This window comes from Vibrio sp. V01_P9A10T6, from assembly GCF_963877065.1.
Classification (GTDB): domain Bacteria; phylum Pseudomonadota; class Gammaproteobacteria; order Enterobacterales; family Vibrionaceae; genus Vibrio; species Vibrio anguillarum.
In genome coordinates, this window is record NZ_CAWNTB010000200.1 from 22,871 (window position 1) to 46,450 (window position 23,580).

Sequence of the window (23,580 nt, forward strand, 5' to 3'; positions counted from 1 at the left end):
AGGGAGAGAAAACCGCCGTATTATGCAGGCAGTTTAGGCTTCTAAAAAGGGAAGTTTACTGACAAATCTGTTTCCTTATTCACAACCTTGCGGGTCATATCACTCATTAGACCAAAGTCGTCTGGAGGTAGTGGCGATTTTTGTCACACTTAGATAGGAATTTCTTCTGAGTGACGATCGTTATGCCTGACAAATTCAACATGCAGTCACCGCCCTTTGACCGCTTAACACCGCCGCAGCAACAGCGACTTCGCTCATCCTTGGATGTGGCGTATTTTCGTAGCAACGATCTGCTGCAGGCCAGTGACAGACCCAGCGTGTATCTACACGTACTGATCAAAGGCGCGGTCGAAGAACGCTCGCCAGATGGCAAAGAGATTTTTGCTCACTACGCCAACGATGACATGTTTGATGTACGCGCACTGTTTGAAGAAAAAGCCAAGCATCAGTATTTGGCGCTGGAAGATACCTTAAGCTATCTTCTGCCGAAAGCCGTCTTTCTCGAACTGTATAATAACAACGGTCAGTTCGCCGCCTACTTCGACAATAACCTCGCCAAACGCCAAGCTCTGCTTGATGTGGCGCATCAGCAAAAGAATTTAGCCGAATTTATTTTAACTAAGGTGGATGACTCGATTTACCATCCACCGATGATTTTAAACCCAGATCAACCGCTCAACCAAGTGACCCAGCAATTACGCGATAACGGAGTTGATGCGGCCTTAGTTCGTCTTGCCGAGCATGATCAACGCTTAATCGAAAACCCCAGTGCGCACCCTTATGCTATCGTCACGCGCACCAATATGCTGCATTCCGTCATGCTCGATAACCACCCGCTCGATACCCCTGTTGGGGAAATTGCTACCTTTCCTGTGCTGCACATCAACGATGGCGATTTTCTGTTTAATGCGATGATTGCCATGACGCGCAACCGCATAAAACGAGTGATGGTGTGTGATGGTCATCAAGCCGTTGGCATGCTGGACATGACACAAATTCTCAGTGCTTTCTCCACTCATTCTCACGTGCTGACGTTAAGTATTGCTCGCGCCAACTGCGTGGAAGAGTTAGCTCTCGCCTCCAACAAACAACGGCAACTGGTTGAAAGCCTAATCAACAATGGCATTCGCACTCGTTTTATTATGGAGCTGATTTCAGCAGTCAATGAACAGATCATCGAAAAAGCCTTTCATTTGGTTGTGCCACCCGCGCTGCATGATCACTGCTGCTTGATCGTACTCGGCTCCGAAGGCCGTGGAGAGCAGATCCTCAAAACCGACCAAGATAACGCGCTGATCATCAAAGATGGCTTGCAGTGGCATCAAATGGGTGTGGTCATGGACACGCTCACCCACACCTTACAGCAGCTCGGCTATCCGCTTTGTCCAGGCAATGTGATGGTCAATAATCCCAAATGGGTCAAAAGCCAAAATGAGTGGAAAACCACGCTTAGCCAATGGGTAAAAGCGGCCAAACCCGAGCAAGTGATGGACATTGCGATCATGGCCGACGCACACGCCGTCGCGGGCAACAAACACTTATTGGCCCCTATTAAACAGCACTTGAGCCATTTAATGGCCGACCAAGAATTGATTTTGATGGAGTTTACTCGCCCCGCGCTGAGCTTTTCTGTGCCACTCACGCTGTTTGGCACCGTAAAACACTCCAAATCTGGCTTAGATATTAAACAAGGTGGCATTTTCCCGATTGTGCATGGCATTCGCGCCCTAAGCCTTGAACATCAAGTTCAACAAAACAACACCTTTGAACGCATCGAGGCGCTAGTAGAGCAACGGGTTTTGGAAAAAGAAACCGCCGATAATCTCAGTGAAGCGCTCAAACAGTTCTTTAAATTGCGCTTAGCTCAGCAACTGAGCAATCAACACAGCACCAATAAACTCGATTTAAAACAGCTCGACCGAACCGAGCGTGACCTGCTCAGGCACAGTTTACACGTGGTGAAAAAATTCAAGCAGTGGCTTGGCTATCACTATCAAATTCGCGAATAGTGGAGTCTGAAAATTGAATTGGTTTACACGCCATTATTGGTTTCACAAACTAAAAGACTCGCCTTATCAGCCGCTGTTTGCAACGCCGATGCAAGGGGAATATGTATCGCTCGATTGCGAAACCACCAGCCTTGACCCGAATCGCGCCGAGTTAGTGACGATTGCCGCCACCAAAATTATCGACAACCGCATTTTAACCAGCCAGCCATTTGAAGTGCGTTTGAGCGCGCCACAATCGCTCGACTCGGGTTCAGTCAAAATCCACAAAATTCGCCATCAAGATCTGGTCGATGGCATCGATGAGCAAGAGGCCATCACTCACCTATTAGACTTTATCGGCAACCGACCTTTAGTGGGCTACCACATTCGTTATGACAAAAAAATCCTCGACCTCGCTTGCCGGCGACATTTAGGCTTTCCACTGCCCAATGCCCTCATCGAAGTAAGTCAAATCTATCATGATCAGTTAGAGAGAATGCTGCCGAACGCGTACATCGACCTCAGCTTAGAGGCGATTTGTCGCCATCTCGACTTGCCGATGCAAGATAAACACGACGCGCTGCAAGATGCCATCGCCGCGGCATTAGTGTTTGTGCGCTTGACCAAAGGTGATCTGCCTCCCTTTGTTGCACCTTACTCGCGCTAGCACTTACCCCACACTCATCCTAAAGTCTAATTGTAGAAAATCGCACTCTGACTGACAGTTACCCACATACAGATTTTCCTTTCAGCGCAATTTGATCGCCAATCAACAGGGAAATTGTTCGAATTCACAAGGAGAAAAGCAATGAGTGAAGCCCACGTTTATCCGGTAAAAGAGAACATCAAAGCCAAAACACATGCGGATAATGACACTTACCTAGCGATGTACCAACAATCAGTGACCGACCCAGAAGGCTTTTGGAGTGAACACGGCAAGATTGTGGATTGGATTAAGCCTTTCACTCAAGTGAAACAAACCTCGTTTGATACTGGCCATGTAGATATTCGCTGGTTTGAAGACGGCACATTAAACGTCTCCGCCAACTGCATCGATCGCCACCTTGCCACTCGTGGTGATGAAGTGGCGATTATCTGGGAAGGTGACGACCCGGCTGACGATAAAACCCTCACCTTTAAAGAACTCCATCAACAAGTGTGTCGCTTTTCTAATGTGTTAAAAGATCAAGGAGTTCGCAAAGGAGATGTGGTCTGTCTTTACATGCCTATGGTGCCAGAAGCAGCCGTTGCGATGCTCGCTTGTACTCGAATAGGCGCAGTGCATACTGTGGTGTTTGGTGGCTTTTCACCGGAAGCCCTTTCCGGTCGCATCATTGATTCCGATTCCAAAATAGTCATCACTGCCGACGAAGGTGTACGTGGCGGTCGCGCTGTGCCCTTGAAGAAAAACGTCGATGAAGCCTTGACCCACCCTGAAGTGAAAAACATCAGCAAAGTGATCGTCTTTAAACGCACTGGTGGCCAAATTGACTGGCACGAACATCGTGATGTGTGGTGGCATGAAGCAACCGCAAAAGCTTCCGACCACTGCCCAGCCGAAGCCATGAAAGCGGAAGATCCCCTCTTCATCCTCTATACCTCTGGTTCAACGGGTAAACCCAAAGGTGTGCTACACACAACCGGTGGCTACCTTGTTTACGCGGCGATGACCTTCAAATATGTGTTTGACTATCAGCCGGGCGAAGTGTTTTGGTGTACCGCCGATGTGGGCTGGATCACTGGCCACACCTACTTGGTTTACGGTCCTTTGGCCAATGGTGCAAAAACCGTTCTGTTTGAAGGGGTTCCCAACTACCCAGACACCAACCGCATGAGTCAAGTGGTGGATAAACACCAAGTTAACATTCTTTACACTGCGCCGACCGCTATTCGCGCCTTGATGGCGAAAGGCAATGAAGCCGTCAAAGAGACGTCACGCACCAGTTTGCGCATTATGGGTTCGGTGGGAGAACCGATTAACCCAGAAGCGTGGGAGTGGTACTACAAAACCATCGGTAACGAAAAATCACCGATTGTCGATACATGGTGGCAAACCGAAACGGGTGGCATTTTAATTACGCCACTGCCGGGCGCGACAGCACTTAAACCGGGTTCGGCCACACGGCCATTTTTTGGCGTGCAACCAGCCTTGGTCGATAACATGGGCAACATCATTGAAGGAGCTGCCGAAGGTAACTTGGTTATTTTAGATTCATGGCCGGGCCAAATGCGCACCGTTTATGGCGATCATGACCGTTTTGAACAAACCTATTTTTCAACCTTCAAAGGTATGTATTTCACCAGTGATGGCGCACGCCGCGATGAGGATGGCTACTACTGGATAACGGGCCGCGTGGATGACGTGTTAAACGTTTCTGGCCACCGCATGGGCACCGCGGAAATTGAATCAGCTTTGGTTGCTTTTGATAAAATTGCAGAAGCGGCAATTGTCGGCGTGCCACACGATATTAAAGGCCAAGCCATTTATGCTTACATCACCTTAAATGATGGCGTCTACCCCAGTGCCGAGTTGCACAAAGAGGTCAAAGATTGGGTACGAAAAGAGATTGGCCCAATTGCAACGCCCGATGTACTGCACTGGACCGATTCACTGCCCAAAACCCGTTCTGGCAAAATCATGCGCCGTATTTTGCGTAAAATCGCCACCGGCGACACCAGCAATTTGGGCGATACCTCGACACTGGCCGATCCTAGCGTAGTGGATAAATTGATCGCCGAAAAAGCAGAATTGTCTTAACGCTAACGATTCTACCTGCCGCGAGGCATTGAGATGATTAAGCCGTCACACTTGTGGCGGCTTTTTCTTTCCCTCTCACTTCTTCTCATTCTGTTAACTCGGTTGCAGAATTAAATGAGTAAACTATCTGATAAGACCAGTAAATTGCTGCCATTTGCGCTGAATTAGCTATAATCTTGGGCAATTTCTTAAATTCAGGGAATTTTTGACGAAAAATTCACTCTGACCTAAGAATAATATGGGAATATTAATATTCGTTTCACGATATAGGGAGATGTCGACACAATGACTGCTAAATCTCGCATTCTGGTCTTAAATGGGCCAAATCTTAACCTGTTAGGGCTACGTGAACCTGCACATTATGGTTCTGACACCTTAGAGCACATTGTCGAGACATTACGCGAACAAGCGCAAAAAGCAGATATTGAGTTAGAACACCTTCAATCGAACCGCGAATATGAGCTGATCGAAGCCATCCATGCCGCTTACGGCAAGGTCGACTTCGTCATCATTAATCCCGCCGCATTGACGCACACCAGTGTGGCACTGCGCGATGCGTTATTGGGTGTCGCCATCCCATTTATTGAAGTGCATCTATCCAATGTTCACGCACGTGAACCTTTTCGCCACCACTCCTATCTGTCAGATAAGGCGCAAGGGGTGATTTGCGGGTTAGGTGCACAAGGTTATGAATTTGCTCTTGCAGCTGCCATAAAAGCGCTACAGGCAAAATAACCCACAGACGATCAACGATAAACAAACACTCTACGGCCCAACCTTAAGGGCTGACGTATTCACAAGATAAAGAGAAAGAAAAGATGGATATTCGTAAAATCAAGAAGCTTATCGAACTGGTAGAAGAATCTGGCATTTCTGAACTAGAAATCTCTGAAGGTGAAGAATCGGTACGCATCAGTCGTAACACTGCGCCAGTACAGATGGCTCAGATGCATTACGCTGCACCAGCGCCAGCACAACAAGCCGCGCCAGTCGCTGCCCCTGCGCCAACGGCTGAAGCCGCCGCGCCTGTAGCGCCAAAAGGTCACCAAGTGCTTTCGCCAATGGTCGGTACTTTCTACCGCTCACCAAGTCCAGATTCAAAAGCGTTCATCGAAGTCGGTCAAAGTGTTTCAGTCGGTGACACACTATGCATCGTTGAAGCGATGAAAATGATGAACCAAATCGAAGCCGATAAAGCAGGTGTCGTTACGGCAATCCTACTTGAAGACGGCCAGACCGTTGAATTCGACCAACCGCTTGTTGTTATCGAATAATCGAGGTTTGCTTTATGTTAGATAAATTAGTCATCGCGAATCGAGGTGAAATTGCACTTCGTATTCTGCGCGCATGTAAAGAGCTTGGCATCAAAACTGTTGCCGTGCACTCCACTGCCGATCGTGATTTAAAACACGTACTGCTGGCCGACGAAACCATCTGTATTGGCCCAGCACGTGGTATTGACAGCTACTTAAACATTCCACGCATTATTTCTGCAGCAGAAGTGACTGGCGCAGTAGCCATTCACCCCGGTTACGGTTTTCTTTCTGAAAACGCCGACTTTGCTGAACAAGTCGAGCGTTCAGGCTTCATTTTTGTTGGCCCGAAAGCCGATACCATTCGCATGATGGGTGACAAAGTGTCAGCCATCAGCGCAATGAAAAAAGCGGGCGTTCCTTGTGTGCCGGGTTCTGACGGCCCACTGGATGGCGATGAAGTCAAAAACAAAGCTCATGCGAAACGTATTGGCTACCCTGTGATCATCAAAGCTTCTGGCGGCGGCGGCGGTCGTGGTATGCGCGTGGTTCGTAGCGAAAATGAACTAACCCAAGCGATCGCAATGACACGTGCCGAAGCCAAAGCGGCGTTCAACAATGACATGGTTTACATGGAAAAATTCCTAGAAAACCCACGTCACGTTGAAGTACAAATTATTGCGGATGGTCAAGGTGGCGCTATTCACCTTGGTGAACGTGACTGCTCAATGCAGCGTCGTCATCAAAAAGTGGTTGAAGAAGCTCCTGCACCAGGCATTACCGAAGAGATGCGTAAATACATCGGTGAACGTTGTACACGCGCTTGTCTCGAAATTGGCTATCGTGGTGCCGGTACGTTTGAGTTCCTATACGAAAACGGCGAGTTCTACTTCATTGAGATGAACACGCGTATTCAAGTTGAGCACCCAGTCACTGAAATGGTCACTGGCGTTGATCTCATCAAAGAACAGCTTCGCGTCGCCGCAGGTCAACCACTGTCGTTTACCCAAGATGACATCAAGATCCGTGGCCATGCAATTGAATGCCGTATCAACGCGGAAGATCCGGTTCGTTTCCTCCCTTCACCGGGCAAAATTGAACGTTTTCACGCGCCGGGCGGTATGGGCGTTCGTTGGGAATCGCACATTTATGCTGGCTACACAGTGCCACCGCATTACGATTCAATGATCGGCAAGCTCATCACTTACGGTGAAAACCGTGACGTGGCGATTGCGCGCATGAAAAATGCGTTAAATGAAATGATCGTCGATGGCATTAAAACCAATATCACCTTGCAGCAATCGATCATGCAAGATGAGAACTTCCAACACGGTGGAGCGAACATCCACTACCTTGAGAAGAAATTGGGTTTACAGCACTAATTTTCGCGTCGCGAGAGACCAAATGCTCACTTCGGTGAGCATTTTTGTTTTCGGCAGCCGAGTCAGTTTCTGCTAAACTCAGCGCCAACTGACGACATAACAGAGCAACTGACATGCCTTGGATTCAAATTAAACTGAACGCAACTAACGCCAATGCCGAGCCAATTGGCGACATGCTGATGGAAGAGACGGGCGCAGTATCCGTCACTTTTCTTGATGCTCACGACACCCCTGTTTTTGAACCGCTTCCGGGCGAAACTCGCCTTTGGGGCGATACCGACGTGCTGGCGCTGTATGATGCCGAAGCCGATAGCGCATGGATCATTGACCAAATTCGCTCAAGCAAACTGCTGAGTGATGACTTTGCCTACAAAGTTGAACAGCTCGAAGATAAAGACTGGGAACGTGAATGGATGGACAACTTCCACCCGATGAAATTTGGTCAACGTTTGTGGATTTGCCCAAGCTGGCGTGAAATCCCAGAACCTGACGCTGTCAACGTAATGCTCGACCCGGGCCTTGCATTCGGTACAGGGACTCACCCGACGACCGCATTATGTTTAGAGTGGCTCGAAGGGCTCGATCTGACAGGCAAAACCGTCATCGATTTTGGTTGTGGTTCAGGCATCCTAGCCATTGCGGCGATCAAATTGGGCGCAGCCAAAGTCGTCGGTATTGATATCGACCCACAAGCACTGCTTGCTTCTAACGACAACGCAGGACGCAATGGTGTAGCTGACCAACTTGAAGTGTATTTACCACAAGATCAACCTGAAGGCTTAATCGCTGACGTGGTTGTGGCCAACATTTTGGCCGGCCCACTGCGTGACCTGAATGGTGTGATAAAAGGGTTACTTAAACCCAATGGCCAACTTGCGATGTCCGGTGTTTTGGACACTCAAGCCGAAGAAGTTGCCAACCATTATCGTGACGAGCTTCACATTGACCCGATAATTGAGCTCAATGAGTGGTGCCGCATCTCGGGTCGCAAGCAAGGCTAGATAAGACTTTGCGTGCTAATAGACTGTATTTTATACGATTTACTAAAACAAATTGTAAATGCTCAAATATTAGTCTTTTCACGCAGTAAAAAAATGCGTAAAATGCGCGCCCTTGCTGGTACAGAACTGTGATGACGTTTTGAAAATCGGAAACTATCAACTTAAGAACAATCTTATCGTTGCCCCTATGGCAGGAGTAACTGACAGACCATTTCGAGAGTTGTGTCTTCGCTATGGAGCAGGCATGGCCGTCAGTGAAATGATGTCCTCTAATCCTGCTCTATGGAATACGTCAAAGTCGATGCAACGTATGGTACATGAGGGCGAATCGGGCATTCGCTCGGTACAAATTGCGGGAGCCGACCCACAGCTTATGGCCGATGCAGCCCAATTTAGTGTTGAGAACGGTGCTCAGATCATCGACATCAACATGGGTTGCCCAGCAAAAAAAGTGAATAAAAAGCTGGCGGGTTCAGCCTTACTCCAATTTCCGGAGACGATTGAACAGATCTTGAAAGCGGTGGTGAACGCCGTTGATGTCCCAGTGACATTAAAGACCCGTACTGGCTGGGACACAGACAACAAAAACTGTGTCTACATCGCTAAATTAGCCGAAGACTGCGGCATACAAGCTTTAGCCCTGCATGGCAGAACCAAAGCGTGTATGTACAAAGGCGAGGCCGAATACGACAGCATTAAAGCGGTGAAAAGCGCCATCTCTATTCCGGTTATTGCTAACGGTGATATCGATAGCCCAGAGAAGGCGAAATACGTGCTGGATTACACCGGCGCTGACGCTTTAATGATTGGACGCCCTGCCCAAGGTCGCCCGTGGATTTTCCAAGAAATCCAACACTATTTGGAAAACGGCACCACGATGTCTGAACTTCCGGCTGCGGAAGTGAAAGATATTATGCTTGGTCATGTACAGGCTCTCCACAGTTTCTATGGTGAGTATTTAGGCCCTCGCATCGCTCGTAAGCATGTGGGTTGGTATCTGAAAGAACATGAACAAGCGAGTGAGTTTCGCCGTACCTTCAACGCTATTGACGCAGCACCGCTGCAAATTGACGCGCTCGAAGGTTATTTTGATAACGTTGCATCATAATTAAGAGAAGAGCTAGACCGCATATGTTCGAACAAAACCTGACTTCAGAAGCTTTCACAGTAACAACCGTAACTTCACAAGATCAAATCACGCAAAAGCCACTACGTGATTCAGTTAAAGCATCTCTTAAAAACTACCTTGCGCAGTTAAACGGCCAAGAAGTGACAGAACTATACGAGTTAGTTCTTGCTGAAGTTGAACAGCCACTACTCGACACCATCATGCAGTACACTCGCGGTAACCAAACTCGCGCAGCAACCATGATGGGCATCAACCGCGGCACTCTTCGTAAGAAGCTAAAAAAATACGGCATGAACTAATCTAGCTACTGCACAAATCTAGCAACTAGATACCATCGCTTTTAAAACCGAGCCTCTGCGCTCGGTTTTTTCATTTTCACCCAACGGATAACTAAAATATCAACGGGCTGCTTTACTTTGCATTAATTCAATAAAGAGATCTGATTGTTTGAGCGGGCTCTCTCTTCTTCTGTTGTCGCATTTACGCGACCGCAACAAACTGGTTACATTGTGCATGTGATGGAAATTTACCGACCGATCCCCAAATCACTTGTCGTGAACAGTGCATACAATGAGTAAGGCTTTATCCCCCAAAAATGGAGTGACTAAGATGAGCTCGGCGACGCAACAATCTAAACACCAAGTCAAATGGGCCTATAATGATAAAACCACTCGGAAGATTGACAAGGAGTGACGTCAATGAGCTTACTGAACTTGCGCCAGACCAAAATTAGAACGCGTTTATACCTGCTGACCACGGTCACCACACTGCTACTGTTGATCCCATTTGTCTCGATGCTCAATAGTTACCAACACGATTTAATGCAATCAAAACAGACAAAAACTCGCCACATCGTCGAAACAGGATACGGCGTATTAAGTTACTTCCACCAATTACAAATCGATGGCACCTTGTCCGAGCAACAAGCACAGACTCAAGCCAAACAAGCCATCGCGAAACTGCGCTACGATGCTGATGATTATTTTTGGATCAACGACCTTCAGCCAAGTATGATCATGCACCCAATGAAGCCCCAATTGGACGGCAAAGATCTCTCCAATGCCGCAGACCCGACCGGAAAAAAACTGTTTGTAGAATTTACTAAAGTCGCTAAACAGCAGGGTGAAGGCTTTGTCGACTATATGTGGCCCAAACCAGGTTCGAACGTCGATGTGGGTAAAATCTCTTATGTAAAATTATTTAAACCTTGGGGTTGGATCCTCGGTTCTGGAGTCTACATCGACGATGTCAATGCGTTGATTTGGCAACGCCTACAATCGATATTGCTCATTCTTAGCATCGTCATTATTGTGATGCTGATTCTTTCAGTAGTGATAGGAAATAGCATCACTAAACCGTGTGAAGAAACCAAACAGGCACTCGAAGAAATCGCCAAAGGCGACGGTGATTTAACCAAACAGCTCTCGGTGCAAGGTAGTGATGAGCTGTCACACATAGCGCAAGCCTTCAATGAGTTCACAGAGAAGATTCGTCATACCATTACCAATATCACACCGATCACCGACAATGTTAACCACTCGGCAAATGAGCTTACTCAACTCTCACAACATGCCTCAATCAAAGCCTTAGAGCAGCAGCAATCCGTCGATACAGTCGCATCAGCGATGAACGAACTGCATGCGAGTAATCAAGAAGTGGCTAATGCGGCGAGTAGTGCCGCGAAAGCCGCGCATACGGCCAGCAGCAAAGGCAAAGAAGGCAGCTCGGTGATTGGCAAAGCTTCTGATTTTATGGACTCCTTGTCTGCACTACTGACCACCACTGACACCACCACTAAAAACCTCGCCAAAGAGACACAAGATGTCGGAGCGATACTGGCGGTCATCCAAGGGATAGCTGAACAAACCAACTTATTGGCCCTGAATGCGGCGATTGAAGCAGCACGTGCTGGTGAACAAGGACGAGGCTTTGCGGTCGTCGCGGATGAAGTACGGGCGCTGGCAACGCGTACTCAAACCAGCACCAACGAGATAGAGCAGATAATCAATAGATTACAGGCTCGCGCAAAAGAGCTGGGAGAATTTATGGCTCAAACGCAGCAACAATCAACCGCCACACAGCAACAAGCCGTTTTAGCTCAGCAAGTACTCAATGAGATCGATGAGCAAGTAAAACAGATTCTCTCACTCAATGAACATATTGCTGAGGCAAGCGCCCAGCAAACCACCGCTACAGAAGAGATTAATCGCAATCTGACTCATATTGCCGAGCACAGCTCCCAAGCTGCAGCCCAAGCCGATCAAGTGTCGACAGCCAGTCAATATCTCTCAGACAGCGGCCAACAACTGAAACAGAGCATTAGCCATTTTAAAGTGTGAGCAACTCACGCCTTATCGGCTGATGAGATCACTCCAATGCCGCTAAAATTGAGCAGTGGCTGGCGTTGTCGTCTATATGACCGCAGCACGCATCGTTGATTTTTTTTAGCGCTTGACGAATCGTCGTTAACTCGGCGATTTTTTGATCAATCACCACTAGCTTAGCACTGGTGATCGATTTCACTTCCGCACAGCTGTGTTCGGTCGCTTCCAGCTTTATTTCCAGTAACTCTTTGATCTCATCCAAACTGAGCCCTAGCTCTTTGGCTTTGAGAATAAAACTCACCTGCTGCTGATTTTTTTGATTATATAAACGATAACCAGACTCACTGCGCCCCGCCGGTTTTATTAGCGCATTTTTTTCATAAAAACGCAGCGTATCAGTTGAAACTTTACAGCGTTTGGCGAGCTCTCCAATTTGAAACATCTCATTCTCCTTTAACGTTTTTATTACGTTTGATACCCAATATCGCCATTTTTATAAAAAAATTTGCGATGCCAAACGATTGCGCGAGCTTTTTGATGATTGTTTGGTTAGAATGTGCGCCATCAAATTTCCTATTAACTCCATGATTTGAGGAAGACCGAAGCATGAATAACGCTCGTCCTATTCACCGCGCATTGATCAGCGTATCAGACAAAACCGGCATTGTTGAGTTCGCTCAAGCTCTCGCGAAGCGCGGTGTCGATATTCTTTCTACTGGTGGCACCGCTCGCTTATTAGCAGACCAAGGTATTGCTGTTACAGAAGTTTCTGACTACACCGGTTTTCCTGAGATGATGGACGGTCGCGTAAAAACATTGCACCCGAAAGTACACGGTGGCGTGTTGGGCCGCCGCGGTCAAGATGACGACATTATGCAACAACACGGTATTAAGCCGATTGATATGGTAGTCGTCAACCTTTACCCGTTTGCCGAAACCGTTGCTAAAGCAGGTTGTACCCTAGCTGATGCGGTAGAAAATATCGACATTGGTGGGCCAACTATGGTGCGTTCTGCGGCGAAAAACCACAAAGACGTGACCATAGTGGTGAATGCACATGACTACGACCGTGTCATTGCCGAGATGGATGCGAACAACAATTCGCTAACACTCGAAACACGTTTTGACCTTGCGATTGCTGCTTTTGAACACACCGCTGCTTACGATGGCATGATCGCCAACTACTTCGGCACTATGGTTCCATCCTATGGAGAGAACAAAGAAGGTGATGAAGAGAGCAAATTCCCGCGCACCTTCAACCAACAATTCCTGAAAAAACAAGACATGCGTTACGGTGAGAACAGTCACCAAGCGGCCGCTTTCTATGTTGAAGCCAACCCAGAGGAAGCGTCAGTCTCTACTGCACGCCAACTCCAAGGTAAAGCGCTCTCTTACAACAACATCGCCGATACCGACGCCGCTCTTGAGTGTGTGAAAGAGTTCGCTGAGCCAGCGTGTGTGATTGTCAAACACGCCAACCCATGCGGCGTTGCCTTGGGCAGCGATATTCTTCAAGCCTACAACCGCGCTTACCAAACCGACCCAACGTCTGCCTTTGGTGGCATCATCGCGTTCAACCGCGAGCTAGACGCACAAACCGCAGCGGTGATTGTTGAGCGCCAGTTTGTTGAAGTGATCATCGCACCAACCGTTTCAGCGGAAGCGATTGAAGTGGTTGCGGCGAAGAAAAACGTGCGCCTGCTTGAGTGCGGTGAATGGTCAGCGAAAACCACGGGCTTTGATGTGAAACGCGTCAATGGTGGCTTGCTGGTGCAAGATCGCGATCAAGGCATGGTTAGCCTTGATGATCTCAAAATCGTAACCAAGCGCCAGCCGAGTGAAGAAGAGATCAAAGATGCTCTTTTCTGCTGGAAAGTAGCTAAATACGTCAAATCAAACGCGATTGTTTACTCAAAAGGTGACATGACTGTTGGCGTGGGCGCAGGCCAAATGAGCCGCGTTTATTCAGCCAAAATTGCGGGCATTAAAGCGGCCGATGAAGGCTTACAAGTAGAAGGATGTGTAATGGCTTCTGATGCCTTCTTCCCGTTCCGTGACGGCATTGATGCCGCAGCGCAAGCGGGCATCAAGTGTGTGATTCAACCGGGCGGTTCGATGCGTGATGACGAAGTGATTGCCGCCGCCGATGAACACGGTATGGCGATGATCTTTACTGGTATGCGTCACTTCCGTCACTAAAAATCTTACCCCACCCTAGCCCTCCCCTAGAAGGGGAGGGAATAGAAACCAAGTGACCTTGCTTCCCTTTTAGGGGAGATATTGTCATCCAAGTTCCTCCCCCTTTAAGGGGGAGGTTAGGAGGGGGTAAATGGCAACAAACAAACTCTATACGTTAAAGGATACTCATAGATGAACATTCTGATTATAGGTGCTGGCGGTCGTGAGCACGCTCTGGGTTGGAAAGTCGCTCAAAACCCAAATGTTAAAACTGTCTTTGTTGCTCCGGGTAATGCGGGCACAGCGCTTGAGCCTAAACTTGAGAACGTCAACATTGCAGTGGAAGACATTGCTGGTTTGGTCGCTTTTGCTCAAGAAAAACGTATTGAACTGACCATTGTTGGCCCAGAAACCCCCTTAGTGCTTGGCGTAGTGGATGCTTTCCGTAAGGCGGATTTACCCATTTTTGGCCCGACTCAAGCGGCAGCGCAGCTCGAAGGCTCTAAAGCGTTCACCAAAGATTTCTTAGCTCGTCATCATATTCCTACTGGGGCTTACGCTAATTTCACAGAAATTGAACCTGCTTTGGCATACGTCCGCCAGCAAGGCGCACCGATTGTGGTCAAAGCCGATGGCCTTGCCGCTGGCAAAGGGGTCATTGTGGCGATGACGCTGCAAGAGGCCGAAGACGCGATTCAAGATATGCTCGCAGGCAATGCCTTTGGCGATGCAGGCAGCCGCGTGGTGATTGAAGAGTTCTTAGATGGAGAAGAAGCGAGCTTCATTGTCATGGTCGATGGCGTAAATGTTCTCCCTATGGCCACCAGCCAAGATCATAAACGCGTCGGCGATAAAGACAGTGGCCCCAATACTGGCGGCATGGGCGCTTACTCGCCAGCTCCGGTGGTCACGCCCGAGATCCATGAGCGCGTGATGCAAGAGGTGATTTATCCAACGGTGCGCGGTATGGCGGCAGAAGGCAACCCTTACACAGGTTTTCTGTACGCTGGGCTAATGATTGACGCGCAAGGCACACCGAAAGTGATTGAGTACAACTGCCGCTTTGGTGACCCTGAAACTCAGCCGATCATGATGCGGATGCAATCAGATTTGGTCGAACTCTGCCTTGCCGCACTGGAAGGCAAACTTGATCAAGTGGAGTCAAAATGGGACCCACGCGCTTCTATCGGTATTGTTTTGGCCGCTGGCGGTTACCCTGCCGACTACGCGAAAGGAGACGTCATTTCTGGCTTACCAACGCAAGAAGTCACGGGTGAGAAAATCTTCCACGCAGGCACAAGCGACCAAGCTGGAGAAGTCGTCACCAACGGTGGTCGCGTGTTATGCGCAACCGCACTTGGTAACACGGTTTCACAAGCGCAGCAGCGCGCTTATCAATTAGCCAAACAGGTCAACTGGGATGGCATGTTCTATCGCAGCGATATTGGCTACCGCGCGATAGCTCGTGAACAACAGACAACAAAATAACAACGACAAGGCTAGGTTATGATCCAATAAGGCGCTCATTGAGCGCCTTATTTTTATACTTCATGTTCATACTTCTGTATCGGCTTGGTGCTAAACCCACTTAGAGATGAACTTAATCATCACTTCAACAATTGCGGTTTGTCGACACAGCCATGATTCTCATCAGCAAGCATTAATAGCTCTTCGATATAGACACGGTTATTGCGGATTTTACCTAAAAATGCGATGTAGTTATCCAATGATGCTAAACGACTGACCACAAAACTGGGCAGCGTTTGGTTAAATTCCATCTGCGTGTATTCATGACCCGTGCAGGTTTCAAACACTTCGCCATCCCACACCCCTTGAATCAGTTCTAACCCTTGGTTGTCTTTATTTTTGGTTTCTGAGATCAGGTATTGTGCTTGTTGCAGGTAATGGGAAAGCTGTTCTTCATCGAGTGGCAGTATTTTTCCATCGACACGGTATTGTTGATAAATTGCTTCACCAGCGTCATTAAAACGTAAGTGAACCGAATAAGGTACGAGCGATTTTTTTTGTAGCTGCTCACCTTCGCGCTTGAGCTCTCTTAATGTCCCTTTATCCCAGCGATAATTGGTTTTATACCAACCATAATCACCTGATGCGACATAATCAGCGGCGCTGTTTGGAGAGGCTGAACGCTCGATATACCAATAAAAACTGGTGGCATCACCCATGGTTTGCCCACTGGTATAATTGGAATATTGTTCGAGACTAGGCGTATGGCTAGAGGAGGAGCATCCCACTAAGACTAGGGGAAATAGAATGGATAAAAGAATTTTTTTCATGGGAGAAATCTACGCCGAGAGGGTATCTCGGCGTAGTATAAATTATTTCACTGAATCTTTCAGTGCTTTACCGGCTACAAATGCTGGAACGTTAGCTGCTGCGATTTGAATCTCAGCACCTGTTTTAGGGTTACGGCCAGTACGCGCTGCACGGTGGTTTACTTTGAATGTACCAAAACCAATTAGTTGAACTTGGTCACCCTCTTTGAGAGCGCCTTCAACTGCGCCTAAAGTCGCTTCAAGAGCAGCTTTTGCTTGTGCTTTAGATAAGTCTGCTTTTTCAGCGATAAAGTCGATTAATTGGGTCTTGTTCATTAGGTTTCCCTTCTCATGTGTTATCGAATTGACCTCACTCTAAAACATAAAGCCCCCGTCTGGCAAAGGTTTGTCGCTGATCTTTTGTCTCTATGCCGCACTTTTAACCACAATATGAGCAATAACTCACAATTTGTTACTGATTGACAAAGAATATCCGCTTGTTTTTGATGCTGTAAGCCCTTATTTATAGCGTACTTATGCTTGGATACCTGATATTTCAGGTCACTTAAGCGACCTAATATATCAGTACAATCCTACGCAGGTAGAGCCTCCAATGACCGACATTGGCATGGATCAAGCTCAACGCAGTATTGATTTGGTATAAATAAAACTAAGGAACAATCATGTTTTTGCTTACGGTTTATATTGCCGTTGCCATCGGTGTCTCTTTTATCTGTTCGGTTCTTGAAGCTGTGCTACTGAGCATTACACCAAGTTACCTTGCTCAGTTGCGTCAAAACGCTCACCCTTCAGCCGACAGACTGAACAAACTCAAAGCAGACATCGACCGTCCCTTGGCATCAATTCTCACGCTCAACACCATTGCTCACACCATCGGTGCCGCCAGCGCAGGCGCACAAGCGGCGGTCGTATTTGGTAGCGAATGGCTCGGCGTATTTTCTGCGGTGCTAACTCTAGGCATTTTGGTGTTGTCGGAAATCGTACCGAAAACCATTGGTGCGACCTATTGGCGTCAACTTGCGCCAGCTTCTGCGGTAGTTTTACGCTGGATGGTGTGGGCGCTGACGCCTTTCGTCTGGTTTTCAGAACAGATCACCAAACGCTTAGCGCGTCACCATGAAGCGCCCAAAATGCGTGATGAACTCTCCGCGATGGCCATGCTGGCCAATGAAAGCGGTGAGTTTGCCGATGGCGAATCAAAAATGCTCAATAACTTGTTGGCTATCCAACACGTCCCAGTGACTCAAGTGATGACACCGCGCCCGGTTTTGTTTCGCGCCAGCGCGCAACTCACTATCGACGAGTTTCTCGTGCAACATAGAGATACGCCCTTTTCGCGTCCACTTATTTATGGCGACAGCAAAGAGGACATCATCGGTTTTGTGCATCGCTTAGAGCTATTTAAACTGCAACAAAAGGGCCAAGGCAGTAAACGTTTAGAAGAAGTCATGAGGCCGCTTCATGCGCTGCTCAACAAAATGAGCCTATTAAAAGCGTTCGAACAAATGATGCAAAAACGGCTGCAATTGGCGTTAATCGTTGATGAATACGGCACAGTACAAGGCATTCTGACCTTAGAGGATATTTTTGAATACCTACTGGGTGAAGAGATCATTGATGAAGCTGATAAAACCACCGACATGCAGCAGCTCGCTTACCAACGCTGGGAACGTTGGAAGAAAACACACGGCGTCATTGAAAACAGGGATGAGTAATAGAAAATAAAGGAAATAGAATGGAATCTAATCCTAAATCGACAAAAATGCGGCGTAGAACATTGCGTACTAACGCTACAGCATCAGAACAAAGTGTGTGGGCAAGGTTACGATGCCAGCAACTAGGCACTAAATTTCGCCGTCAGTTTGGTATTGGTCCTTATATCGTGGATTTTTATGCGCCAAGTCATCGGCTGGTGATTGAAATCGATGGTGACTCTCATTTCAGCGAGTCTTCTTATATCTACGACCAAGCAAGAACTGATTATCTAGAGCAATTTGGCATTCGTGTTTTACGGTATACAAACGAGGAAGTACGAATACAACTTGATGATGTTGTTGAGGATATTTGTCGCTACTTAAACACCCCACCCTACCCCTCCCCTCAAAGGGGATGGAATTTAAAAGCGATCACTGAAATCAGCACATTTCAGCACCCAAAACGAACATGCTTTTAGTCTCTCCCCTTCAAGGTAGACGAGAGCGCTTTTAGTCCCTCCCCCTTCTAGGGGGAGGTTAGGAGGGGGTGTACTACAAACTCACACCAATGTTGCTCACGCCTTCGTCGCGTAGCTCTTGGCGTAGGTCTTTAATCAAATCAATATCTCGCTCTACGGCTTCACGCAGAGGGCGGAAAATAGCCCACTGCACATCCCATTCGGCGCAGACCGCTTCATTTTGTTTTTGATTGTCGTTGGTGATCTCTTCGCCCGTTTGCGCTTCTTCTAACTGCGCCACTGTCAGCACCGACACCTGACTGATTTTTTGCATGTTTTCATACAGATAATCGCGATCAAGCAGGCCGTGAAGTAGGTGAGACAAAGCCACACACGCATCAATTGCTGGGTACACAGCGTAAACATCAAAATCTTCTGAGCTTGGAATGATCTCTTCCAACTTCTCCAATTGGTTCTCGAAATTGATTTTGGCACTTTTTACCGTGAGCAATTCCCAAACACTGTCGAGAATATCTCGATATACTCGCGTGTGAGCAAATTCAGTATTGTCGCAAAACATGGCATAGTTCGGGTACATACGTTCACACAAACACGCCATAAAAGTAATTTGTTGCCAAGGTTCAAATTTCTCAAGACGAACCTGCAGAGGGTTTTGTAGCATAATCACTCAATCGCAGCAGAAAAAGACAGCGGAAGTGTACTTGATAACCAACAGGGAAAAAAGCAAAGCCTATGAACAATTTCACTCATAAACTCTATATTCTGACCGAACACAACGATATTTATCGACAAGCGATTGAACAGGCGCAGTTGAGCGGCTTAGCCATCACTGACGATCGCAGCGAAGCAACCATTTTGCTGGCCGCACCACCACTGGCGGCAAAGTATTTGGACGATTTTCCGCAACTGGAATGGTTGCACTCGGAATATGCAGGCGTCGACACCTTAATGTCGCCACAACTTCGTCAAGATTATGAGCTCACCAACGTTAAAGGCATCTTCGGCCAGCAAATTGCTGAATACGTTCTGGGCAACCTGATTGCACACTTTCGCCACTTTGCTTGCTACGCGCAGCAACAAGCGGCCAAACAGTGGCAAACCCACCCTTATCAATCGATCAATGATAAAACCATGGTAATCCTCGGCACAGGCTCGATTGGCAGCCATTTAGCAAAAGTAGCCAAAGCCTTTGGTTTGCACGTGATTGGCGTCAACCGCACTGGCATCCCAGCCAAAAACGGGGGTTTTGATAAAACCTATCACATTAACGAGCTTGCTACTGCCCTCGCTCACGCGGAGGTTGTGGTCAGTACGTTACCCAACACGCCGCACACCAAAGGCTTGCTCAATCAAAGTACGTTGAGCCATTGCCACAATGCATTGCTGTTTAATGTCGGGCGCGGTAAAAACCTTGTTGAGAGTGATTTGATTGCACTGATTGAAGAGGGTCACATTCAACACGCTTACCTCGATGTATTTGAAAAAGAGCCATTAAGCGAAGATCACCCGTTCTGGACGCACCCTGCTATTAGCCTTACCCCGCACATCGCGGCAGTGAGTTTTCCTGAGCAAGTGGTGGAGATTTTCACCCGTAATTACGGCTTGTGGCGCGACGGGTTCCAACTTGAAAACAGAATTGATTTTGAAAAAGGCTATTAGGTCAAATAGCGGTTAATAATCGGCACTAAGCCTAGGGAAACCTTAACTCAATGTTACTATAGACACGCAAACCACTTGCCATTGCTGTCGAGAATACACTGCCGCATCGAACACGAGTTAATGCGGTAAAACAGGAACGGTATCGCCTAATGACACAAGGAGCAAATCATGCCTTCAGCCATCACTTCGTGGCTACAATCACTGAACATTAATTTAGAACAACTGCTGCCGATTGCTGAAGCACTTGGGCTTATCGCGCTTATTTCTATCGTTATCCATTTAGTGTTGCACCGAGGGGTGAGCCTATGGCTACAGCGGCGCACAACCAACGCACAAGTTTTACAAAACATTCTGTTTAGCAAAAAGCTTTTCAGCCGCTTTGCCTTGTTAATTCAAGGGATTGTCATTTCAATTCAAACTCAGTTATGGCTTAGCCACGCCAGTGCGACTTACGAACTGCTGCATACATTGACCTTACTGTGGATTATCCTCTTTGGCCTGTTAAGCAGTTACGCTCTGCTCAATGTGGTGGAAACGTTACTTTATCGCAGCGCAACCAGCCGTAACATTCCGCTCAAAGGCATTATTCAAAGCATCAAAATCATCGCATTTGTTATCGCCGCACTGTTTGCGACGTCGATTTTAATTGGCAAATCACCAGTGCTACTGCTGAGCGGTTTAGGTGCGATGACGGCGGTCATCATGCTGGTATTTAAAGACCCGATTTTAGGATTAGTGGCGGGGATTCAGCTTTCAGCGAACCAAATGCTAAGCGTCGGTGACTGGCTAGAAATGCCCAAATATGGCGCAGACGGTAACGTCATCGACATTAGCCTGACCACAGTCAAAGTGCAAAACTGGGATAAAACCATCACCACGATTCCGACTTATGCCTTGATCTCTGATTCGTTTAAAAACTGGAAAGGGATGCAAGAATCAGGCGGCCGACGCATTAAACGCAGCGTATTAATTGATGCCAATAGCATTCACTTTCTGACGCCAGAAGAGCAAAGCTACCTACGCAAAGCACAACTTTTAGAGCCCTACTTGGCCGAAAAAGAACAAGAGCTCAACGCCTATAATCAGATGAGCCAACTCGATTTAGCCTGCCGCATCAATGGACGCCGCTTAACCAACATTGGCAGTTTTCGTGCCTATCTAGAACGTTACTTGCGTAACCATCCCCAAATTCACCAAGGCATGACATTAATGGTGCGCCAACTGGCCCCCACGCACGATGGCGTCTCGCTGGAGATCTATTGTTTCACCAATACGGTCGTGTGGGTCGAATATGAAGGTATTCAATCGGATATTTTTGACCACATTTATGCCGTGCTTCCTGACTTCGGCCTGCGCGTTTCGCAAGCGCCAACTGGCAGTGACTTTCAAGCACTCGCAAGGTAAACATGACATTGCCTGAGTTTCCTCCCCCTAATGGGGGAGGTTTAATCGTAAAGCGATCGAGAAGGGTTACAGTTTAAAGCGGTTAATTTCTTGTTGAAGCTCTTTAGATAAGCTAGAAAGCAATTCAGCTTGTTGGGAAGCTTCTTGTGCTTCTTTTGCCAGTTCATCAGACACGTCGCGTATACCTTGGGTATTACGCGTAATTTCCTCTGTGACTGACGCCTGTTCTTCTGCGGCGGTTGCAATTTGGGTTGCCATATCGCTGATCGTACCGACCGCTTCACCAATTTTCACTAAGCTTTGCGCGGCCACGTTGGCATCTTCCACGCTACTTTCGGAAAGCTTGCTACTCTCAGTCATGATGTTCACGGCCTGAGTCGTGGTTTTCTGCAACGTTTCAATCGTCTGTTGAATCTCTTGCGTCGAACTGTGCGTTCGTTGGCTGAGTACCCGAACTTCATCCGCTACCACCGCGAATCCACGCCCTTGCTCACCCGCCCTTGCCGCTTCAATCGCCGCATTCAGTGCCAGTAAGTTGGTTTGCTCAGCAATACCCTGAATCGCCGACAAGATCGTATTGATGTTTTGTGCGTGCTGGTTCAAGTTCTCAATGACTTCTTTGGCTACCGTCATCTCTTTCGACAACTCACTGATCGACTGTTGAGTATTTTTCACCTGCTCAACGCCGTGGTTAGAAATTTTCACCGTATCCAAAGACGTAGCCGCTGTATTATCTGCATTGCCTGCAATCTCTTGCGTTGCGGCAGCCATTTCATTAATCGCAGTGGCCACCATGTTGATTTCATCTTGTTGCACCATAATGCGTCGGGTACGCTCATGGGCTTGCGCAGCGGTGTTTTCTGCTTGCAGTGTTAACCCTTGCGACACTTCATGGAAACGCTTGATCATGCCGTGCATATTACCGACGAACTGATTAAAGTTATTCGCCAGTGCGCCTACTTCATCTTGATAACGTGGTTCAATGCGCTGCGTAAGGTCAGCATCACCGTCTGCAATTTCCGCTAATGCTTGGGAGACTCGGCCCAAGTCACGCAGTAAGAAGCCAACCAATGCCGAAAACACGATCACGACCAAAATTGTAATGGCGACTGATATCGAGGTTAATTGCATAAAGAGAGCGCCAATATTGGTGTACTCCACCTCTTTATCGAGCTCAATGCCGAGCACCCAGTCAGTCTCAGGAACGGCGGTAAAGAATAATAATTTTTCGACATCACCAACCATCACGGTTTTTATTTTATTCTCTGCCATTGAGCGGTCGATGACTTGCTGCGTTAGGTTAGGGCTATAAGAAGCCAGCGGTTTGAGAATCAAATCTTTATTACGGTGTGCAACAATTAACCCTGTATCACGGTTGATCAACATAGCGTTTGATTTTGCCCCTGCATCAATCGCAATGACATCCTTCACCAATTGATCAATTAACACATCAGCACCAATAACGCCCCAAAACTGTCCGTCTTTCTTAATCGGTTCAGCGAGCGTTACCATCAAAGCGCCCGTGATCGCATCGGCATAAGCGGCCGTCAGTATCGTGCCGGAGCTATTTTTCGCTTCTTGATACCATCCTCTTGTCCGAGGATCATAGCTTGCATTGTCTGCGCCTCGAGACGGAATAGAACGGTGCATGGTGCCTTGCTCAGTGCCGAAATAGAGTAAATCAAACTGTGCGCCTTGCTGAGCTTGCTGTAAAAAAGGCAGTGAATCTTCCTTCATTGTGTGAGGGATCACCACACTAATGACTTTGCTACGAACATCCAGCCATTGGCTAATCGAACTCGTTGCCGATTTCGAGATACCATACACCCTTTCCTTAATGCCACTCTCCGTTTCATCTTTCAATAAATTTGCCGACAATAACGTCAACACCACCGCCATCACAATAACAACAAGCAAACTTGTCATTATCAACTTACCTTTTAACGATAGATTCACAACTCACCCCCATTGGTGAAATAGATTAGGTTTTGTTTGTAAGAATCGCCACTACACATGTACACTTTGCACTCACAC

At 47.6% G+C, this 23,580-nt stretch carries 20 protein-coding genes and 1 pseudogene; 16 read left to right on the top strand and 5 right to left on the bottom strand.

Annotated features, from left to right (window positions below; translation table 11 throughout):
- Positions 1–182 precede the first annotated feature (182 nt).
- From AACQ21_RS15505 to AACQ21_RS15550, 10 genes are all read left to right on the top strand, one after another.
- Positions 183–2,009: a DUF294 nucleotidyltransferase-like domain-containing protein gene (locus AACQ21_RS15505; RefSeq protein ID WP_105977056.1), complete on the top strand. Its 1,827-nt coding sequence runs from the start codon at positions 183–185 to the stop codon at positions 2,007–2,009.
- A 13-nt stretch (positions 2,010–2,022) separates the two neighbouring features.
- Positions 2,023–2,655 carry a 3'-5' exonuclease gene (locus AACQ21_RS15510; protein WP_026027882.1) on the top strand — a complete coding sequence of 211 codons (633 nt, stop codon included), beginning with the start codon at positions 2,023–2,025 and terminating at the stop codon, positions 2,653–2,655.
- Positions 2,656–2,796: 141 nt separating this feature from the next.
- Complete coding sequence (gene acs, locus AACQ21_RS15515; protein ID WP_026027881.1) at positions 2,797–4,746, top strand: acetate--CoA ligase; 1,950 nt, start codon at positions 2,797–2,799, stop codon at positions 4,744–4,746.
- 285 nt (positions 4,747–5,031) lie between these two features.
- Positions 5,032–5,481: a type II 3-dehydroquinate dehydratase gene (gene aroQ, locus AACQ21_RS15520; protein WP_105977041.1), complete on the top strand. Its 450-nt coding sequence runs from the start codon at positions 5,032–5,034 to the stop codon at positions 5,479–5,481.
- An 83-nt stretch (positions 5,482–5,564) separates the two neighbouring features.
- Complete coding sequence (gene accB / locus AACQ21_RS15525; RefSeq protein WP_105977042.1) at positions 5,565–6,020, top strand: acetyl-CoA carboxylase biotin carboxyl carrier protein; 456 nt, start codon at positions 5,565–5,567, stop codon at positions 6,018–6,020.
- A 14-nt stretch (positions 6,021–6,034) separates the two neighbouring features.
- Complete coding sequence (accC, locus tag AACQ21_RS15530; RefSeq protein WP_013855809.1) at positions 6,035–7,381, top strand: acetyl-CoA carboxylase biotin carboxylase subunit; 1,347 nt, start codon at positions 6,035–6,037, stop codon at positions 7,379–7,381.
- Positions 7,382–7,494: 113 nt separating this feature from the next.
- On the top strand, positions 7,495–8,382 hold the full coding sequence (gene prmA / locus AACQ21_RS15535) for a 50S ribosomal protein L11 methyltransferase (RefSeq protein ID WP_013855808.1): 888 nt from the start codon (positions 7,495–7,497) through the stop codon (positions 8,380–8,382).
- Positions 8,383–8,521: 139 nt separating this feature from the next.
- Positions 8,522–9,490 (top strand): tRNA dihydrouridine synthase DusB, encoded by a 969-nt coding sequence (gene dusB / locus AACQ21_RS15540; RefSeq protein ID WP_038171221.1) that lies wholly within the window; start codon positions 8,522–8,524, stop codon positions 9,488–9,490.
- Positions 9,491–9,513: 23 nt separating this feature from the next.
- Positions 9,514–9,810, top strand: coding sequence for a DNA-binding transcriptional regulator Fis (gene fis / locus AACQ21_RS15545; RefSeq protein WP_010320338.1), 297 nt, complete (start codon positions 9,514–9,516; stop codon positions 9,808–9,810).
- 399 nt (positions 9,811–10,209) lie between these two features.
- Positions 10,210–11,850, top strand: coding sequence for a methyl-accepting chemotaxis protein (locus tag AACQ21_RS15550; protein WP_105977043.1), 1,641 nt, complete (start codon positions 10,210–10,212; stop codon positions 11,848–11,850).
- Between the two features lie 28 nt (positions 11,851–11,878).
- Here the strand turns inward: AACQ21_RS15550 and zntR are convergent, their stop codons facing one another.
- Entirely contained in the window at positions 11,879–12,277 is a 399-nt protein-coding gene (gene zntR, locus AACQ21_RS15555) for a Zn(2+)-responsive transcriptional regulator (protein ID WP_013855804.1), read from the bottom strand.
- A 164-nt stretch (positions 12,278–12,441) separates the two neighbouring features.
- Here zntR and purH point away from each other — a divergent pair, with 164 nt between their 5' ends.
- The gene (purH, locus tag AACQ21_RS15560) at positions 12,442–14,034 is read left to right on the top strand and encodes a bifunctional phosphoribosylaminoimidazolecarboxamide formyltransferase/IMP cyclohydrolase (protein WP_105977044.1); all 1,593 of its coding nucleotides are present in this window, start codon (positions 12,442–12,444) and stop codon (positions 14,032–14,034) included.
- A 171-nt stretch (positions 14,035–14,205) separates the two neighbouring features.
- On the top strand, positions 14,206–15,501 hold the full coding sequence (gene purD / locus AACQ21_RS15565) for a phosphoribosylamine--glycine ligase (RefSeq protein ID WP_105977045.1): 1,296 nt from the start codon (positions 14,206–14,208) through the stop codon (positions 15,499–15,501).
- Positions 15,502–15,620: 119 nt separating this feature from the next.
- Here purD and AACQ21_RS15570 read toward each other — a convergent pair whose 3' ends face one another.
- Together AACQ21_RS15570 and hupA are read right to left on the bottom strand one after the other, a co-directional pair.
- Positions 15,621–16,310 (bottom strand): DUF1481 domain-containing protein, encoded by a 690-nt coding sequence (locus AACQ21_RS15570; RefSeq protein WP_105977046.1) that lies wholly within the window; start codon positions 16,308–16,310, stop codon positions 15,621–15,623.
- A 42-nt stretch (positions 16,311–16,352) separates the two neighbouring features.
- The gene (gene hupA / locus AACQ21_RS15575; protein WP_010320328.1) at positions 16,353–16,625 is read right to left on the bottom strand and encodes a nucleoid-associated protein HU-alpha; all 273 of its coding nucleotides are present in this window, start codon (positions 16,623–16,625) and stop codon (positions 16,353–16,355) included.
- 347 nt (positions 16,626–16,972) lie between these two features.
- On the opposite strand from hupA, the gene AACQ21_RS15580 reads away from it, so the two are divergent.
- On the top strand, positions 16,973–18,025 hold the full coding sequence (locus AACQ21_RS15580; protein ID WP_105977047.1) for a CNNM domain-containing protein: 1,053 nt from the start codon (positions 16,973–16,975) through the stop codon (positions 18,023–18,025).
- A 20-nt stretch (positions 18,026–18,045) separates the two neighbouring features.
- A pseudogene (locus AACQ21_RS15585) lies at positions 18,046–18,399 on the top strand (endonuclease domain-containing protein); the annotation flags it as partial.
- Between the two features lie 157 nt (positions 18,400–18,556).
- Here the strand turns inward: AACQ21_RS15585 and AACQ21_RS15590 are convergent.
- Entirely contained in the window at positions 18,557–19,144 is a 588-nt protein-coding gene (locus tag AACQ21_RS15590) for a YjaG family protein (protein ID WP_026028258.1), read from the bottom strand.
- Between the two features lie 71 nt (positions 19,145–19,215).
- On the opposite strand from AACQ21_RS15590, the gene AACQ21_RS15595 reads away from it, so the two are divergent.
- Together AACQ21_RS15595 and AACQ21_RS15600 are read left to right on the top strand one after the other, a co-directional pair.
- Entirely contained in the window at positions 19,216–20,142 is a 927-nt protein-coding gene (locus AACQ21_RS15595) for a D-2-hydroxyacid dehydrogenase (protein ID WP_094164664.1), read from the top strand.
- A gap of 168 nt (positions 20,143–20,310) precedes the next feature.
- The gene (locus AACQ21_RS15600) at positions 20,311–21,546 is read left to right on the top strand and encodes a mechanosensitive ion channel family protein (RefSeq protein WP_105977048.1); all 1,236 of its coding nucleotides are present in this window, start codon (positions 20,311–20,313) and stop codon (positions 21,544–21,546) included.
- Positions 21,547–21,612: 66 nt separating this feature from the next.
- Here the strand turns inward: AACQ21_RS15600 and AACQ21_RS15605 are convergent, their stop codons facing one another.
- Positions 21,613–23,502 (bottom strand): methyl-accepting chemotaxis protein, encoded by a 1,890-nt coding sequence (locus AACQ21_RS15605; RefSeq protein ID WP_105977049.1) that lies wholly within the window; start codon positions 23,500–23,502, stop codon positions 21,613–21,615.
- Positions 23,503–23,580 lie beyond the last annotated feature (78 nt).

Bases quoted from the DNA above. Each gene is read 5' to 3' on its own strand.
- AACQ21_RS15505 (WP_105977056.1), top strand. From the start codon at position 183: ATGCCTGACAAATTCAACATGCAGTCACCGCCCTTTGACCGCTTAACA.
- acs (WP_026027881.1), top strand. From the start codon at position 2,797: ATGAGTGAAGCCCACGTTTATCCGGTAAAAGAGAACATCAAAGCCAAA.
- aroQ (WP_105977041.1), top strand. From the start codon at position 5,032: ATGACTGCTAAATCTCGCATTCTGGTCTTAAATGGGCCAAATCTTAAC.
- accB (WP_105977042.1), top strand. From the start codon at position 5,565: ATGGATATTCGTAAAATCAAGAAGCTTATCGAACTGGTAGAAGAATCT.
- accC (WP_013855809.1), top strand. From the start codon at position 6,035: ATGTTAGATAAATTAGTCATCGCGAATCGAGGTGAAATTGCACTTCGT.
- prmA (WP_013855808.1), top strand. From the start codon at position 7,495: ATGCCTTGGATTCAAATTAAACTGAACGCAACTAACGCCAATGCCGAG.
- fis (WP_010320338.1), top strand. From the start codon at position 9,514: ATGTTCGAACAAAACCTGACTTCAGAAGCTTTCACAGTAACAACCGTA.
- AACQ21_RS15550 (WP_105977043.1), top strand. From the start codon at position 10,210: ATGAGCTTACTGAACTTGCGCCAGACCAAAATTAGAACGCGTTTATAC.
- zntR (WP_013855804.1), bottom strand. From the start codon at position 12,277: ATGTTTCAAATTGGAGAGCTCGCCAAACGCTGTAAAGTTTCAACTGAT.
- purH (WP_105977044.1), top strand. From the start codon at position 12,442: ATGAATAACGCTCGTCCTATTCACCGCGCATTGATCAGCGTATCAGAC.
- purD (WP_105977045.1), top strand. From the start codon at position 14,206: ATGAACATTCTGATTATAGGTGCTGGCGGTCGTGAGCACGCTCTGGGT.
- AACQ21_RS15570 (WP_105977046.1), bottom strand. From the start codon at position 16,310: ATGAAAAAAATTCTTTTATCCATTCTATTTCCCCTAGTCTTAGTGGGA.
- hupA (WP_010320328.1), bottom strand. From the start codon at position 16,625: ATGAACAAGACCCAATTAATCGACTTTATCGCTGAAAAAGCAGACTTA.
- AACQ21_RS15580 (WP_105977047.1), top strand. From the start codon at position 16,973: ATGTTTTTGCTTACGGTTTATATTGCCGTTGCCATCGGTGTCTCTTTT.
- AACQ21_RS15590 (WP_026028258.1), bottom strand. From the start codon at position 19,144: ATGCTACAAAACCCTCTGCAGGTTCGTCTTGAGAAATTTGAACCTTGG.
- AACQ21_RS15595 (WP_094164664.1), top strand. From the start codon at position 19,216: ATGAACAATTTCACTCATAAACTCTATATTCTGACCGAACACAACGAT.
- AACQ21_RS15600 (WP_105977048.1), top strand. From the start codon at position 20,311: ATGCCTTCAGCCATCACTTCGTGGCTACAATCACTGAACATTAATTTA.